Origin of the sequence: Pseudothauera lacus (genome assembly GCF_003034845.1) — a bacterium.
Classification (GTDB): domain Bacteria; phylum Pseudomonadota; class Gammaproteobacteria; order Burkholderiales; family Rhodocyclaceae; genus Pseudothauera; species Pseudothauera lacus.
The window spans coordinates 1-14,529 of the sequence record NZ_PZKC01000004.1; the positions used below are offsets into that span (position 1 = coordinate 1).

Genomic DNA, 14,529 nt, shown 5'->3' on the forward strand with positions numbered 1-14,529 from the left:
CTCAAAGTCTGACGACCATAGCGTCTCGGTACCACCCCTTCCCATCCCGAACAGGACCGTGAAACGAGACCGCGCCGATGATAGTGAGGTTCCCCTCGCGAAAGTAGGTCATCGTCAGACTAACCCATGCCGATAAGCCGCTCGATCACCACGATCGAGCGGCTTTTTGACGTCCACAACTGTTGGAACGCAGTCGTCCATTACGCGCTACGATATCGGGTGTACATCTCTTGCCCGACTCGTTACGCATGCAGCAATCCGTCTTTCGCTCCTTACTGACCTCCGCGGCGCTACTTACTGCCGGTCTTATCGCCATCTTGTTGCTGGTGATGTATCGCAGCACGGTGTTGCCGATTGAGGAAAAGTCGAGGGCGGAGGCGATCATTCTTGCTGAACGCGAGGTTTCGTTGCGCTTGCGCGCCAAGGAAGACTCGGTACTTTCCTTCGCTGCGGGGTTGTCGCGTGATCCGCGCGTGGTCGGCGGACTGCTGGCGGGTGATCGCGAACTTGCCTTGTCCGGGATCCGCACGGTTACTGAGGACTTCTCGGCGATTTCGGCCTATCGAAGTATCCGTGCGCAGGTCATCGGTGCCGATGGTGTGATTTACGCGCGCTCCTGGGATCCTGCATTTTTTGGAGAGCGAGCGCCGCACCCACTTGCAGCGCGTGTTCTGCAGACCCGCGAGGCTGCAGCGACCTTTGGTATCGGAAATGCAGGTGTAGGCGTGATCGGTTTTGCGCCCGTGATGCATGAAGGGCGTGTTCTCGGTCTGGTGTCAGTAACCCAGGGGGTGGGGTCGGTTGTTCGCGCATTGCGCGAAGCCGGTCTGGAGTGGACGCTGCTGCTTAGCCGTGCGGCGCTGCAGGAGCGTTTCCGGGGAACCATTCCCGCGACCTACGAGGTAAGTCCAGAGTTCGACGATGAGTATCTGCTCGCTCACCGTGAGTGGTTCGATGGCGAGGCGGCTGAGTGGGTGCGGCGTTCGCGGGGGGCGCCGGTCGGCACCGCATCTGAGGCTCGTCTGGTCGATGGGTATATCCTCATTGATATGCCCGCACTCGACAAGGCAGATCAGGTGATTGGGCGATCGGTGGTGCGCGCGTCGGCAGAGGTGGTTTCGCGTGACATCTCACAGGGGCGTCGGTCGATGTACTTGCTCAGTTTGGCGCTCGCCGCAGCGGTAACACTGGTGGTCGGATTGCTGATGCTGGTGGTACGGCGACGTTTGGTGATGCCAATGTTCGAGATCGTCAGCACGATCAATGACGTCATTTCATCAGGCCGATTTTCGGGCAGAGTCGAGGTCAGGAGACCCGATGAGCTGGGCCTTCTGGCCGAAAATTTCAATGCCTTGCTGGCAAACGTAGAGCGCGCTTTGAATGAAGCATCCGCAGTGATCGGCGGTATAGCGGGTGGCGATTTCGCGCGGCGTATGAAGACAGATTACCGGGGCGATCTGGCCTCGCTGCGCGACGGGATTGAAGCTGCAGCGATTGAGTTGCAACGCTCTCATCACACCATGGAGCAAGCGAACCTGGCCAAGGGGCAGTTTCTCGCCAATATGAGCCATGAGATCCGTACCCCGATCAACGGCGTGATCGGCATGTTGTCGTTGCTTGAGCATACGAAGATGAGTGCCGAACAGGCTGAACAGGTCAGGTTGGCACAGAGTTCCGCCGGCCTGCTGCTGGGTCTGGTCAACGACATACTCGATTTCTCCAAGATCGAGGCCGGCAAGATGAATATCGAGCAGCGTGCCCTGGATCTTCATGGCTTGTGCCGCGAGCTTGCGGAGGTGTTCTCCCACGCCGCAACGGCGAAGGGGCTGAAGCTGCGGCTCGACATCGCTGAGGGCGTGCCGGTATGGGTGCAGGGTGATTCCCTGCGCCTGCGGCAGGTGCTCAATAACCTGGTTTCCAATGCGCTCAAGTTCACCGAGCACGGTGAAATACGACTTCTGGTTGCCGAACGGGAGGGGAAGCTGCTGATCAGCGTCTGTGACAGCGGAATCGGGATGACGGAAGAAACGCTGGGGAGGTTGTTCCAGAGTTTCTCTCAGGCGGACAACTCAACCAGCCGCAAGTACGGCGGCAGTGGTCTGGGCTTGAAGATCTCTCGGGAACTCGCGTTGCTCATGGGGGGGGATGTTGAGGTTGTCAGCACGCTTGGGCAGGGCAGCGAGTTTTGTCTGAGCTTGCCGTGCATTCCGTGCGCCGCGCCAGAGGGCGGGGCCGAAGGTGTGCCGGTTCAACACAACTTCGTCGGCAAGCGTGTCTTGGTGGTTGAGGACAACCTGATCAATCAGAAGCTGGCGATGAAGCTGCTGGAGACGTTCGGTCTTGATGCCAGGCTTGCCAATCACGGCCAGGTGGCACTTGAGGTGTTGGCGCAGGAGAGTTTTGATCTGGTACTGATGGACTGCCAGATGCCGGTGATGGATGGTTACACCGCCACCCGGCTGATGCGCCAGAGTGATTTGCGCATTCCGGTGGTGGCGCTGACCGCAAATGCCTCTGCGGAAGACCGCCAACGCTGCATAAGCGCGGGCATGAACGACTTTCTCACCAAGCCATATACGCGTGCAAGCCTCGAGGCAACGCTCGCACGCTGGCTTGACTGAGGGCGTGGCTAGCCGGGGTGTGCTGAAGCGCTCCCCGGTGTAACAGGCACGCTGTTGGGATTCATGCACCATGAGCGTGCATGAATGGGGCGTCGTAGCCCGGTTTTAGCCCCCAGCTGCCCGGCCTGCGCGCTTTTCCGAACAGGCACCGTTCTTGCGAACTGCTCCCTGACAGCCAACGGAGTCAGGGATGTTCGGGGATCTGCACCATCTATCACACCACGCAGCATGGCGGCGGCAGCTGGAGATGTTGCTCGAGTCGGCCGGTGAGGGCATCTACGGCATCGATCTGCGCGGGCGCTGCATCTTCATCAACCGCGCCGGTGCCGAAGCGCTTGGATATACCCCGGATGAGGTGCTGGGGCGCAACATGCACTACCTCATCCACCACTCCCACGCCGATGCCGAGCTGATGCCGGTGCACGACTGCCGCATCTTCCGCGCCTTCAAGGAAGGGCGGGGCTGCCGGGTGGATGACGAGGTGCTGTGGCGGCGTGACGGTACTTCGTTTGCGGCCGAGTACGCCTCTTATCCGATCCGTGAAGAGGGGCGGGTAGTCGGTGCGGTGGTGACCTTCAACGACATCACCGAGCGCAAGCGCACCGAGGCCGCCTTGCAGGCCGCGCGCGAGGATCTGGAGCGCCGGGTTTCCGAGCGCACCGCCGAACTGTCGGCCGCGAATGCGCGTCTGCAGCAGGCCGGTGAGGCCTTGCGGCGGCTCTCCGCCCACCTCAACCGGGTGCGTGAGGAGGAGCGTGCGCATATTGCGCGTGACATCCACGATGACCTCGGCGCCTCGCTTACCGCCATGCAGCTCGAACTGAACTGGTTGCGCCAGCGCCTGGAGGATGATGCCAAGGTGTGCGCGCACATTGATGCGGCGCTCGACATCGGTCAGACCGCGATGGGGGCGATGCGCCGCATCCTCAACGACCTGCGCCCCGGCGTGCTTGATCACCTCGGTTTGTGGGCGGCGCTCGAATGCCTGCTGCAGGAGACCGAGAGCCGCAGTGGTCTGCTCTGCCTTGCCCGCATCGCTCCGGAGGTGGAGCGCTGCCGGCTTGGGCGCGAGGCCGAGATTGCCATCTACCGCATAGCGCAGGAAGTGCTCACCAATGTGCAGCGTCATGCCGACGCCCACCGCGTGGATGTCGATGCGCATGCGCAGGGACGCACGCTGGTGATCGCCATTGGCGATGACGGCCGCGGCATGGGCGTGCCGGCGACGCCGACCAGCTTTGGCTTGCTCGGCATGTACGAACGCGCCCGTGCGCTGGGCGGCGAACTGCACATCGACAGCCGCCGCGGCTTTGGTACCACGGTGATCCTGACGCTGCCGGAGGTGCTGGCATGAGCGCCCGCGTCCTGAGCCTGCTGGTAGTCGATGACCACATGATCATCCGCCGCGGCCTCATCCAGATCCTCTCCGAGGCGCCGGCCATCGGCGACATCCGCGAGGCCGCCGATGGTGCGGCGGCGCTGCGCGCGCTGCGCGAGCGCGCGGTGGATGTGATGCTGCTCGACATCGCCCTCGGCGAGCGCGACGGGCTCGATGTCCTGAAGACGGTGCGCACGGAGTTTCCCGGGGTCGGGGTGGTGATGCTGTCGGTGTATCCGGAGTCGCAGTTCGGCGTGCGCGCGATCCGCGCCGGTGCCGGCGCCTACCTCAACAAGGGGTGCTCACCCGAGGCGCTGCTCGACGCCATCGTGCGGGTCGGGAGTGGTGGCGTGTATCTGACGCCAGGCATCGCCGAGCTGCTCGCCCGCAGTGTGCGCAGCAATGACGACCGTGCGCCGCACGAGAGCCTGTCGAACCGCGAGTTCCAGGTCCTCGAACTGCTCGCCCGCGGCCATTCGGTGTCGGACATCGCCGTGCAGCTCAGCCTGTCGGCGAACACCATCTCCACTTACCGCGCGCGCATCTTCGACAAGCTCCAGGTACGCAGCATCGTCGAGCTGGCCAACTACGCCAATCGCCACCAGCTCTTCGGCCTCGCCGGCAGTGACCAGCATCAGCGCATGTAGTGCTGGCACTACAACACAATCACGACATCCGCGATACCGCCGCGCTCAGCCGGAACGCATGATGGGAACCGTTGGCAAGGCCGATTGCGGGAGGCAGCAAATGCGTAAGGCAGGTTTCAGACTGGGCGTGTATGTGTTCAAGGACGCCGAAGTCATCGACTACGCGGCGCCGTGCGGGGTGCTCTCGGTGGCGCGTCGCTTCGACCCCGAGCTCGACGTCTTCCTCATCGCCGAGGCCATGCGCCCGGTGGCGACCCAGGCCGGCATCACCGTGCTGCCCAACTACAGTCTCGCCGATCAGCCGGCGCTCGACGCGCTGCTCATCCCGGGGGGCTTCGGCACCCGTCAGGAGATGCACAACCGCCGCCTGCATGACTATATCCGTGCGCTGCCCGCCGACTGCCTGCTCACCAGCGTGTGCACGGGTTCGTGGATTTACGCCGCGATGGGTCTGCTCGACGGTCTGGCAGCCACCAACCGCAAGGAGCCCGATCGTCTGGAGGCCTCTCATCTCGGCAAGACGCCGATCGACCGCCTTGCCGAGATCGCCCCCGCCTGCCGCATCAGCCGTGCCCGCGTCGTCGATGCCGGGCGCGTCGTCACCGCCGGGGGCATCAGCGCCGGGATGGAACTCGGCTTCCATCTGCTGCGCCGCGCCGGCTACGACGCCACCTTCATCCACGAGGTGGCGCGGGTCATGGAGTACCAGCGCGCCTACGCCCAGTACGAGCACGACATCGAATACGCCGCCCCGGCGGCAACCCGCCTGAAGTCCGCCTGAACCTCTAGAAGGAGTTGATCATGTCTGCCTTCCGCAATCCGTTCGACTACAAGGTCAGTCTGCACCGCGGTGGTTGCAGTTGCGGCCGCCACCACAGTCAGGCCGAACACGACCATGCCGAAGCCCTCGAAATGCGCGAGATGCAGGATCGCGCGGTGGAGGGTGCGGTGATGCGTGCGCTGTTTCCGCAGGATGCCCAGCGCCGCAGCTTCCTGAAGGCCGTCGGTGGCAGCACGGCGATGGCCGCCATCGCCAGCATCTTCCCGCTCGCCGCAGCCAAGGAGGCCTTTGCGGAAAGCACCGGCGCGCTGGAGAAGACCAAGCTCAAGGTCGGTTTCATCCCCATCACCTGCGCCACGCCGATCATCATGGCGCACCCGCTGGGTTACTACGCCAAGTACGGGCTCGACGTGGAGGTCGTCAAGACCGCAGGCTGGGCGGTGATCCGCGACAAGGCGCTGGCCAAGGAGTACGACGCCGCGCACATGCTCTCGCCGATGCCGCTGGCAATCTCGGTGGGCGCCGGCTCCAACCCCATCCCCTGGACCATGCCGGCGGTGGAGAACATCAATGGCCAGGCCATCACCCTGTCGGTCAAGCACAAGGACAAGCGCGATCCCAAGCAGTGGAAGGGTTTCAAGTTCGCCGTCCCCTTCGACTACTCGATGCACAACTACCTGCTGCGCTACTACCTCGCGGAGCACGGCCTGGATCCCGACCGTGATGTGCAGATCCGCTCCGTGCCGCCTCCGGAGATGGTCGCCAACATGCGTGCCGACAACATCGATGGTTTCCTTGCCCCCGATCCGGTCAACCAGCGCGCGGTGTATGACGGTGTCGGCTTCATCCACATGCTCTCCAAGGAAATCTGGGACGGTCACCCGTGCTGCGCGTTCGCCGCCAGCCGCGAGTTCGTCACCACCATGCCGAACACCTACAAGGCGCTGCTGAAGTCCATCCTCGACGCCACCGCCTACGCCCGCAAGGCCGAGAACCGCAAGGAGATCGCTGCCGCCATCGCCCCCGCCAACTACCTCAACCAGCCGGTGACGGTGGTCGAGCAGGTGCTGACCGGCACCTTTGCCGATGGTCTCGGCAACATCGTCCGCGATCCCCGGCGCATTGATTTCGATCCCTTCCCCTACGAATCCTTCGCGGTCTGGATCCTCACCCAGATGAAGCGCTGGGGGCAGATCCGCGGCGATGTCGATTACGCCCGCGTCGCCCGCGAGGTCTTCCTCGCCACCGACGCCACCCGTCTGATGAAGGAGGTCGGCATGGTGGCGCCGGAGAATCCGGCGAAGTCCTTCGAGGTGATGGGCAAGCCCTTCGATCCCAGCAAGCCCGAGGCCTACATCGAGAGCTTCGCGATCCGCAGGAGTTGAGCACCATGAGCGACAAGAAACCCTGGCTGGCGCCGCTGTTGTCGGTGCTCTTCCTCGCCCTGCTGATCGGCCTCTGGCAACTGGCCACCAAGCAGGAGCAGGGCGCGGTGGTGGTCGATGACGAGTACGCCGCACTGATCGGCGCCGCCGCGGCCAGCGGCGGCAAGTCGGCGATGCCGACCCCCGCCGACGTCGGCGCCAAGCTGTGGGAACATCTCAGCGATCCGTTCTACGACCGTGGCACCAACGACAAGGGCATCGGCATCCAGCTCGGCCACTCCATCGCCCGCGTGCTGATGGGCTTCGGGCTGGCGGCGCTGGTGGCTGTGCCGCTGGGCTTCGTCATCGGCATGTCGCCGCTGGTGTACAAGGCGCTCGACCCCTTCATCCAGATCCTCAAGCCGATCTCGCCGCTGGCATGGATGCCGCTCGCCCTCTACATCATCAAGGACTCGGGGATCTCGGCGGTGTTCGTGATCTTCATCTGCTCGCTGTGGCCGATGCTGGTCAATACCGCCTTCGGCGTCGCCTCCGTGCGGCGCGACTGGATCAACGTTGCCCGCACTCTCGAAGTATCGCGCCTGCGCACCGCCTTCCACGTCATCCTGCCGGCCGCCGCGCCCACCATCATGACCGGCATGCGCATCTCCATCGGCATCGCCTGGCTGGTCATCGTCGCCGCCGAGATGCTCGTCGGCGGCACCGGCATCGGCTACTTCGTGTGGAACGAATGGAACAACCTGTCGATCGCCAACATCATCAGCGCCATCCTCTTCATCGGCCTCATCGGCATGCTGCTCGACAACACCCTGGCGCGCCTGGCACGCGCGGTGACCTACAAGGAGTGATGAACCCATGAGTGCACCTTTCCTCAAGGTCGAAGGGCTTGCCAAGCGCTTTCCCGGCGAACGCGGCAAGAGCGACCTCACCGTCTTCGAGAACATCCACTTCGGTATCGAGAAGGGCGAGTTCGCCTGCATCATCGGCCACTCCGGCTGCGGCAAGACCACCATCCTCAACGTCCTCGCCGGCCTCGACGAAGCCAGCGACGGGCTGGTGATCATGGACGGCAAGGAAGTCCGCGGCCCCTCGCTCGACCGTGGCGTGGTCTTCCAGGGCCATGCCCTGCTGCCCTGGCTGTCGGCACTGAAGAACGTCGAATTCGGCGTGCGCTCGCGCTGGCCCGGATGGAGCGCGCAGCAGATCCACGCCCACAGCACCAAGTACCTGGAGATGGTCGGTCTCGGCCACGCCATGGACAAGAAGCCGGCGGAACTCTCCGGCGGCATGAAGCAGCGCGTAGGCATCGCCCGCGCCTTTGCCATCGAACCGAAGATGCTCCTCCTCGACGAGCCCTTCGGCGCCCTCGACGCCCTGACCCGCGGCACCATCCAGGACGAGCTGCTGGCCATCGTGCAGGCCACCCACCAGACCGTGTTCATGATCACCCACGACGTCGACGAAGCCATCCTCCTCGCCGACAAGATCGTGCTGATGAGCAACGGCCCCTACGCCCGCATCGCCGAAATCGTCGAAGTCACCCTGCCGCGCGACCGCAGCCGCGCCACCATGCACCACAACCCGCAGTTCTACCGCATCCGCAACCACCTGGTGGATTTCCTGGTGAACCGCTCGCACGACTTCGCCAACGGTGCCGCCGTCGATCACGACCCCCTGCATCCGCCGTTGGTCCGCCCCGGACTGGAATCCGCCGGCGCCGAGATCCTGCCGCTGCCCTCGGCCCAGCAGCAGCCCCCGCACAGCAATCCCACCCGCATCCACAAAGCCTCTGCCTGACAAGGAGATCACCATGACCCGCGAACAAGTCACCGCCCTCATCCTCGCCGCCAAGATCAAGAAGAAACTGAGCTGGACGCAACTGGCCGCAGTCGTCGGCCACAGCAAGGAATGGAGCACCGCTGCACTGCTCGGCCAGATGACCCTCAGCGCCGCCCAGGCCGAAGCCATCGGCAAGGCCCTGGATCTGCCCGAGGACGCCGTCGCCATGCTGCAGGTCGTGCCCTACAAGGGTTCGCTACCCACCGCCGTGCCCACCGATCCGCTGATCTACCGCTTCTACGAACTGATCAACGTCTACGGCACGACCTTCAAGGAACTCATTCACGAAGAATTCGGCGACGGCATCATGAGCGCCATCGACTTCAAGATGGACCTGCAGCGCGAGCCCAACGAAGCGGGCGACCGCGTCAGCATCACCATGAGCGGCAAGTTCCTGCCCTACAAGACCTACTGAGCGAGAGTGCGGCCGCGCGCAAGGCGCGGCCACACCGACTGCGCCTGCGGTAACTTTCCCGTAAACATTTCTTGACCGGGTTGTTTCGATGAGCTATAGTTTTGCTTCTCCGACGCGGGGTGGAGCAGTCTGGCAGCTCGTCGGGCTCATAACCCGAAGGTCGCAGGTTCAAATCCTGCCCCCGCAACCAAATAAAATCAAAGGCTTACGCGATGCGTAAGCCTTTGTGCTTTGTGGGTCTGGCGTAAATTGGCGTAAATCGATTTGGGGGTACCCCACAAATCGTGCCAACCGAAGCGGTTTCCGGAAGCCCGGAGACGTCGGCCAGAACCCGCCCTGAACCCAGGCTTACGCACATCGGGCGGCCCCACCTCCCGCAGCTCTTGCACCACTACCCGGGACGTCCCCCCTTGCTACGGCGTCAAAACCGAACAGCACACATATTGCTTGCGGGGCTGGTCGTACATCGCCTCGACTTGCTTCGGCTTCGAGCTGCTACGACAGGCCGGACTCAAAGAACAGTTCCATGCACCATCGTTGTCTAAACGAAACGCGCCGAAGCAAGGCTGGATAACATATAAATCAGTCGCTTGCGGATACCTCTAAGCTAAGGTCCTTGGTTAAACTGGCGCGGTCGAAGTGGCAGGCGGGGAGTTTGCCGTCGCCGAGCGCGGCTGCGACGAAGTCGACATTGCCCAGGTGTGCTGCCTCGGTCTTCTGTCGTGCCCTGGCGAGCATACCGGGCTGGATATCCAGCGCGACGACGCGACCGTCGGGGCCGACGCGCTGAGCAAGCGGCACCGTCAGGCGACCAGGGCCGCAGCCTGCGTCCACGACGGCCATCCCGGGCGCCAGGGCCAGCGTCTCGACGATGAACCGGGCGCGGTTGGTGTGCGTGAATGGGTTGTCCAGCTCAACCAGCCAGCGCAGCCACATCGGGCAGGGCAGGCTGTGGCAGCGGGAGGCCAGCCGCCACAGAGCGGCTGTGCTGGGGGTCATGAAACCCTGCGGGGCGGCGGGGGCGGAAAGCGCAATGCGCTCAGCCTTGCCTTGAAGAATGGGAAGTAGGCGTCGGTGCCGAAGAGGTTGCCGGCGTCGACGCGGAAGGGCAGGCGAAAGCCCTCGACTTCGCGGAAGTCCCCGGGCAGGGCGCCAAAGGGCTGGAGGCGGTACTTGCGCTCCGGGTTGGCATTGGTCCAGCGCAGGAAGCGGATGTCGGCCGGCTGTCCTGCAGCATCCACCCTCAGCTCCACGGTCTGCGACAGCCCTGCATGCGCCACGGTGACGCGGGCAGTGTCGGAATCCACCGCTGTCCAGGTGATGCCCGGTGCTGGCAGCAGTGCCGCCGGGGTCCACAACAGCGCTTCGGCGACATAGCGGCCGTAGGCCGCGCGCGCATGGTCGGCATCGTCGCCGATGCGGGCGACCGGGATCAGGCCGAGGATGCGGAAGCGCGTCCATCTGCCGCTGTCGGAGCCGGACAAGGGCACTGCGCCGGGGATCTGCAGCGTCCACAGGAAGCCCTGTGGGGCAGCGAGTATCTGGCGCGCTGCCATCGGGCGGTAGTTGGGCTGTGCGCGCGAGCCGAGGCTGAACTCGCCGCCCATGCCGATCTCCGCCACGGTGAGGAGGGGGGTGCCGGGGCGGATGGCAAAGTTGAAGAAACGCTGCGCCGCTTCCGGCAGTCCGGCGACCATTGCCGGATCGTACGGGGCGGGGCTGTCTGGCTGCAGTGCGGCCAGTCGCCTCCATTCGCCGCGCTCGGCGAGCGCGTCGCGGGCACGCAGCGCGATCAGCGCACACACGCTTGCCGCGAGGGCTGCCAGGGCAAGGCTGAGGAGGGTCATGGCGCCTTCCTTGCCGCACCGCGGCGTGCCTGCCTTTCCCTGCCAGTGCGGGGCGGCGCGGGATGGCCGGGGGCGGGTGTGCGGACGTCTTGCCGCAGGCTCACAGCAGCACCGCTTCGAGCGGGCGTCGCAGGGAGCGCGGCATCTGCGTGCCGCGCCCGAAGCGGACCACCAGGTCGGGCCGGCCGCCGCTCAGGCCCAGTGCGGCGGCGAAGGCGGGGCGCAGCGAGGATACTTCGACGGGCTGATTCAGGTGCGCGTGGCGGATCCCGAGTGCGGCAGCCTGCAGCGCAAAGCGCTCGAAGGCGCGTCCGGCTTCGATCCATGACGGCTTGTCGTCGCGCTCGGAAACGAACACCGCGATTCCGGCGGCGCTGCGGATCTGGCGCGCGTACTTGTCGTTTTCCGCCGCCGCGGTGAAGAAGAGGTCGAACATCCGTCTGCCGAGCCACTCCGGCATCGAGGGGTTGCCCGAGGAGCCGGAAAACAGCCCGTCACCGCTGCGCGCCGCGTGCGCGCCGTTGAAGCGTATCCAGTCCCTGAGTTCGTCGACGAAGGCGGGCTCACCCATCTGCGCGCTATTGCCGGCGATGACGAAGTCGAGCACCTGCTCCAGGGCGCTGCGTGCGGTGAGCAGCAGGACGCGGACGCCGGTGCCGGCGGCGGCCTTTTCCAGCAGTTGCAGCTCCGCGCTGGTGAGCGCCTTGCCGTCGAACTCCGCCCGCGTCGTCTGGCGGAGCGGAATGGCCTCGAACAGCGGTGAAGCTGTCGCACGGGCAGGGGTCAGGGCGATCGTCAGCGCCTCGTCGCCGGCCGCGGTGAAGGCTGCCTCGGCGTGCAGGCCCCGGGCCGCGGCGGCCTGGATGAGGTTCTCGGCGGCGCACCCAAGGCTGACGAAGAGGTGGTGGTCGTCCGGATCGACCACCGGGCAGCGGCGCTGGAAGTCGGGAAGAATCGACACGGCGTCTTCCCGGAGGCGGAATTTCCAGCACTGGGTGTTGTGGCTGGAAGGCGCAAGCGTGGCGTAGCGCACCAGTTCCAGCAGGCGTGCGCGATGGCTGTTCGCAGTGTCCGTGCCGTGCCGCCAGGTGGTGTCGACCAGGGCTTCGTAGCGGGCGCGCGCAGTGCGCGCAGCGAGCGCGAAGCCGCCCGCGGCGACACCTGCGGCGCCAAGTGAGGCTGCGGCAATGAACTTCCTTCTGGGCATCATGGTGCGTGCAAGGAGAGGAGAGGGTCCAGCGCCCTGGATACGTGCCGATCTTACGCCGGCACGCGACTGCTGTCAGTCAGGCCGGCGGGTCTGCGCTGGCGGAGAAGTGTGCGGCGAGGTGGTCGATGAGCAGGCGCAGTTTGGGGGTGAGGTGCTTGCGGCTTGGATAAACCGCATAGATGCCCAGCTCCAGGGAGCGGTAGGCCGGCATGAGCTCGACCAGCTGCCCGCTGGCGAGATGTTCGTCGACGAGGAAGTCGGGCTGCAGGACGATGCCCTGATGCTGGAGGGCGCCGGCGACGCAGGTGTCGCCGTTGTTGCTGCGCAGGGTCGGGCGGACGCGTGCGCTGATGGGACCGTCGGGGCCGTGGAAGGGCCATTCGTCGCCGCCGGCGAAGTAGCTGTAGGCCAGTGTCGCGTGCGCGGCCAGCTCGCCGGGGTGCGTGGGGGTGCCGGCGCGCGCCAGGTATGCGGGCGAGGCGCACAGCAGCAGGCGGGTCGACGACAGGCGGCGGCAGATCATGGTGGAGTCGGGCAGGCGGGAGATCCGGATGGCGAGGTCGTAGCCCTCCTCGACCAGATCGACGATGCGGTCGGAGAGGGTGATGTCCAGTTCGACGCGCGGGTGCCGCGCCTGGAAGCGCCCCCACAAGGGCGCCAGGCGGGCGATGCCGAAGCTCACCGGGGCGTTCACGCGCAGCAGGCCAATGGCCTGGCCGCTGCGTACGGTGATCTCCGCTTCTGCCTCATCGAGGTCGCCGAGCAGGCGCTTGCAGCGCGCCAGAAAGACTTCCCCCTCGGCGCTCAGCGACAGGCGGCGGGTGGTGCGGTGGAGGAGGCGGACGTCGAGGCGGCGCTCCAGTTCGGCGATCTGGCGGGAGACGGCCGGACGCGAGCTGCCCAGTTGTTCGGCTGCGGCGGCAAAGCTGCCGGCTTCAGCGACGGCGACGAAGGTCTGCATCTGCTGGAGGCGTGACATTGTTCCAGTAAATGGAATAGTTGATTGTCTGAAGCCTACTTTATCTTGATCTGCTGCGTAAATAGAGTGTGTCAACGGCCGCTGTCCGACCGTTTTCGTTAATCCGCCCGTGTGCTTCATGCTGTGCGCGGGCAACACTCTCAGGAGCATTGCAGATGAACATTCAATCCATTCGCGGTCTGTTTTCTTCCGATGCGGGCTGGGCGGCGCTGGTGTTGCGCATCCCGGTAGGCATCATCTTCACTGCGCACGGAGCGCAGAAGCTGTTCGCCTGGTTCGGCGGTCATGGTCTGGCCGGCACCGCCGGCTGGATGGACTCCATCGGCCTCTCGCCGGGCTATCTGATGGCGCTGCTGGCCGGCTCAGCGGAGTTCTTCGGCGGTCTGGCGCTGCTCGCCGGCTTGCTGGTGCGCCCTGCAGCGGCGGCGCTGGCGTTTGCGATGACGGTGGCGGTGTTCGCGGTCCACTTCGAACACGGCCTGTTCATCAGCAACAACGGCTACGAGTTCGCGCTGGTGCTGCTCGCCGCTGCGCTTGCGCTGCTGTTCAGCGGCGGTGGCCGAGCCTCGGCGGACAGCTGGATCGCCGCCCGCCTGGGCTGAGGAGGAGTGATGAGTGGATTGCCGTCGCTGTTCGTTTCCCACGGTGCGCCGACCTTTGCCTTGCGGCCGGGGACGGCCGGCGCTGCTCTTGCGGCAGTCGGCGCACGCCTGCCCCGGCCGCGCGCGGTGCTGGTGCTGTCGCCGCATTGGCAGACGGCGGACCTGCGTGTGGGAACGTCCGCGCAGCCGCCGACCATTCACGATTTCCACGGCTTCGAGGCGGCGCTGTATGAACTGCGTTACCCGGCCAGCGGCCACCCCGGGCTGGCCGGGCGGGCGTGCGGCTTGCTCGGTGCCGCGGGGTGGGCGGTGCAGGCCGATGAGGTGCGCGGACTCGATCACGGTGCCTGGGTGCCGTTGCTGCATCTTTTTCCAGGCGCAGATGTGCCGGTGTTCCAGGTCTCGCTGCCGCTGGCGCTGGACGCCGTGGCGGCGTGGCGGCTGGGGCAGACGCTTGCCCCTTTGCGTGACGAAGGCGTGCTGGTGGTCGGCTCTGGCAGCCTGACCCACAATCTTGCCGATTTCCGCCATTCACGCGGCGCCGACCAGCCCTACGTGCGCGAGTTCAGCGCATGGGTGGCGAGGGCCATTGCCGCCGGAGCGCACGACGATCTCCTCCATGCCCTCGAACGTGCCCCCGCGGCGCTGCGCGCGCACCCCACCGCGGAGCATTTCTGGCCCCTGCTGGTCGCCGCCGCGGCGGGCGCGGCTGGGGGCAGCGCATGGCGCATCGACGGCGGCATCGAGTACGGCATCCTGGCCATGGACGCCTTCGTTTTCGGCACTGCGGCGCAGGTCGACGCCGTGCGCGCGGCACGCTGACCG

Annotated in this window: 14 protein-coding genes, 1 tRNA gene and 1 rRNA gene; 12 read left to right on the forward strand and 4 right to left on the reverse strand. The window is 65.5% G+C overall.

Features of this window, described 5'->3' with window-relative positions; all coding sequences use genetic code 11:
• The first annotated feature begins 7 nt into the window (after nucleotides 1–7).
• From rrf to C8261_RS05570, 10 genes are all read left to right on the forward strand, one after another.
• Nucleotides 8–120: ribosomal RNA gene (gene rrf, locus C8261_RS05525) — 5S ribosomal RNA — on the forward strand.
• A gap of 128 nt (nucleotides 121–248) precedes the next feature.
• The gene (locus C8261_RS05530; protein WP_107492681.1) at nucleotides 249–2,621 is read left to right on the forward strand and encodes an ATP-binding protein; all 2,373 of its coding nucleotides are present in this window, start codon (nucleotides 249–251) and stop codon (nucleotides 2,619–2,621) included.
• Between the two features lie 247 nt (nucleotides 2,622–2,868).
• A complete protein-coding gene (locus C8261_RS05535; RefSeq protein WP_219905148.1) occupies nucleotides 2,869–3,975 on the forward strand; it encodes a sensor histidine kinase in 1,107 nt (368 codons plus the stop codon).
• Nucleotides 3,972–4,646 carry a response regulator gene (locus tag C8261_RS05540; protein ID WP_107492683.1) on the forward strand — a complete coding sequence of 225 codons (675 nt, stop codon included), beginning with the start codon at nucleotides 3,972–3,974 and terminating at the stop codon, nucleotides 4,644–4,646. The genes C8261_RS05535 and C8261_RS05540 overlap by 4 nt, the downstream gene beginning before the upstream one ends.
• Nucleotides 4,647–4,746: 100 nt before the next feature.
• On the forward strand, nucleotides 4,747–5,427 hold the full coding sequence (locus C8261_RS05545) for a DJ-1/PfpI family protein (RefSeq protein WP_107492684.1): 681 nt from the start codon (nucleotides 4,747–4,749) through the stop codon (nucleotides 5,425–5,427).
• Nucleotides 5,428–5,447: 20 nt separating this feature from the next.
• Nucleotides 5,448–6,812, forward strand: a complete 1,365-nt coding sequence (locus C8261_RS05550; RefSeq protein ID WP_107492685.1) for a CmpA/NrtA family ABC transporter substrate-binding protein — start codon at nucleotides 5,448–5,450, stop codon at nucleotides 6,810–6,812.
• Nucleotides 6,813–6,817: 5 nt separating this feature from the next.
• Nucleotides 6,818–7,660 (forward strand): nitrate ABC transporter permease, encoded by an 843-nt coding sequence (ntrB, locus tag C8261_RS05555; protein ID WP_107492686.1) that lies wholly within the window; start codon nucleotides 6,818–6,820, stop codon nucleotides 7,658–7,660.
• A gap of 7 nt (nucleotides 7,661–7,667) precedes the next feature.
• Nucleotides 7,668–8,609 (forward strand): ABC transporter ATP-binding protein, encoded by a 942-nt coding sequence (locus C8261_RS05560; RefSeq protein WP_107492687.1) that lies wholly within the window; start codon nucleotides 7,668–7,670, stop codon nucleotides 8,607–8,609.
• A 13-nt stretch (nucleotides 8,610–8,622) separates the two neighbouring features.
• Nucleotides 8,623–9,066 carry a cyanase gene (gene cynS, locus C8261_RS05565; protein WP_107492688.1) on the forward strand — a complete coding sequence of 148 codons (444 nt, stop codon included), beginning with the start codon at nucleotides 8,623–8,625 and terminating at the stop codon, nucleotides 9,064–9,066.
• 113 nt (nucleotides 9,067–9,179) lie between these two features.
• Nucleotides 9,180–9,256 (forward strand) — tRNA-Met (locus C8261_RS05570).
• A 392-nt stretch (nucleotides 9,257–9,648) separates the two neighbouring features.
• Here the strand turns inward: C8261_RS05570 and C8261_RS05575 are convergent.
• The 4 genes from C8261_RS05575 to C8261_RS05590 all read right to left on the reverse strand — a co-directional run bounded on the left by C8261_RS05575 (nucleotide 9,649) and on the right by C8261_RS05590 (nucleotide 13,102).
• A complete protein-coding gene (locus C8261_RS05575; RefSeq protein WP_107492689.1) occupies nucleotides 9,649–10,065 on the reverse strand; it encodes a class I SAM-dependent methyltransferase in 417 nt (138 codons plus the stop codon).
• On the reverse strand, nucleotides 10,062–10,913 hold the full coding sequence (locus C8261_RS05580) for a DUF6544 family protein (protein ID WP_107492690.1): 852 nt from the start codon (nucleotides 10,911–10,913) through the stop codon (nucleotides 10,062–10,064). Before C8261_RS05580 ends, C8261_RS05575 begins: the two co-directional genes overlap by 4 nt.
• A 100-nt stretch (nucleotides 10,914–11,013) precedes the next feature.
• Nucleotides 11,014–12,123 (reverse strand): Acg family FMN-binding oxidoreductase, encoded by a 1,110-nt coding sequence (locus C8261_RS05585; RefSeq protein WP_181358856.1) that lies wholly within the window; start codon nucleotides 12,121–12,123, stop codon nucleotides 11,014–11,016.
• 76 nt (nucleotides 12,124–12,199) lie between these two features.
• Nucleotides 12,200–13,102, reverse strand: coding sequence for a LysR family transcriptional regulator (locus C8261_RS05590; protein WP_107492691.1), 903 nt, complete (start codon nucleotides 13,100–13,102; stop codon nucleotides 12,200–12,202).
• Between the two features lie 155 nt (nucleotides 13,103–13,257).
• On the opposite strand from C8261_RS05590, the gene C8261_RS05595 reads away from it, so the two are divergent.
• Both C8261_RS05595 and C8261_RS05600 read left to right on the forward strand, forming a co-directional pair.
• A complete protein-coding gene (locus tag C8261_RS05595) occupies nucleotides 13,258–13,704 on the forward strand; it encodes a DoxX family protein (protein WP_107492692.1) in 447 nt (148 codons plus the stop codon).
• A 9-nt stretch (nucleotides 13,705–13,713) separates the two neighbouring features.
• A complete protein-coding gene (locus C8261_RS05600) occupies nucleotides 13,714–14,526 on the forward strand; it encodes a dioxygenase family protein (RefSeq protein ID WP_107492693.1) in 813 nt (270 codons plus the stop codon).
• Nucleotides 14,527–14,529 lie beyond the last annotated feature (3 nt).

What these genes read in the sequence shown, in the direction of transcription:
- C8261_RS05530 (WP_107492681.1), top strand. Translation starts at nt 249, where the DNA reads ATGCAGCAATCCGTCTTTCGCTCCTTACTGACCTCCGCGGCGCTACTT.
- C8261_RS05560 (WP_107492687.1), top strand. Translation starts at nt 7,668, where the DNA reads ATGAGTGCACCTTTCCTCAAGGTCGAAGGGCTTGCCAAGCGCTTTCCC.
- C8261_RS05580 (WP_107492690.1), bottom strand. Translation starts at nt 10,913, where the DNA reads ATGACCCTCCTCAGCCTTGCCCTGGCAGCCCTCGCGGCAAGCGTGTGT.
- C8261_RS05595 (WP_107492692.1), top strand. Translation starts at nt 13,258, where the DNA reads ATGAACATTCAATCCATTCGCGGTCTGTTTTCTTCCGATGCGGGCTGG.
- C8261_RS05550 (WP_107492685.1), top strand. Translation starts at nt 5,448, where the DNA reads ATGTCTGCCTTCCGCAATCCGTTCGACTACAAGGTCAGTCTGCACCGC.
- ntrB (WP_107492686.1), top strand. Translation starts at nt 6,818, where the DNA reads ATGAGCGACAAGAAACCCTGGCTGGCGCCGCTGTTGTCGGTGCTCTTC.
- C8261_RS05545 (WP_107492684.1), top strand. Translation starts at nt 4,747, where the DNA reads ATGCGTAAGGCAGGTTTCAGACTGGGCGTGTATGTGTTCAAGGACGCC.
- cynS (WP_107492688.1), top strand. Translation starts at nt 8,623, where the DNA reads ATGACCCGCGAACAAGTCACCGCCCTCATCCTCGCCGCCAAGATCAAG.
- C8261_RS05575 (WP_107492689.1), bottom strand. Translation starts at nt 10,065, where the DNA reads ATGACCCCCAGCACAGCCGCTCTGTGGCGGCTGGCCTCCCGCTGCCAC.
- C8261_RS05585 (WP_181358856.1), bottom strand. Translation starts at nt 12,123, where the DNA reads ATGATGCCCAGAAGGAAGTTCATTGCCGCAGCCTCACTTGGCGCCGCA.
- C8261_RS05600 (WP_107492693.1), top strand. Translation starts at nt 13,714, where the DNA reads ATGAGTGGATTGCCGTCGCTGTTCGTTTCCCACGGTGCGCCGACCTTT.
- C8261_RS05540 (WP_107492683.1), top strand. Translation starts at nt 3,972, where the DNA reads ATGAGCGCCCGCGTCCTGAGCCTGCTGGTAGTCGATGACCACATGATC.
- C8261_RS05590 (WP_107492691.1), bottom strand. Translation starts at nt 13,102, where the DNA reads ATGTCACGCCTCCAGCAGATGCAGACCTTCGTCGCCGTCGCTGAAGCC.
- C8261_RS05535 (WP_219905148.1), top strand. Translation starts at nt 2,869, where the DNA reads ATGTTGCTCGAGTCGGCCGGTGAGGGCATCTACGGCATCGATCTGCGC.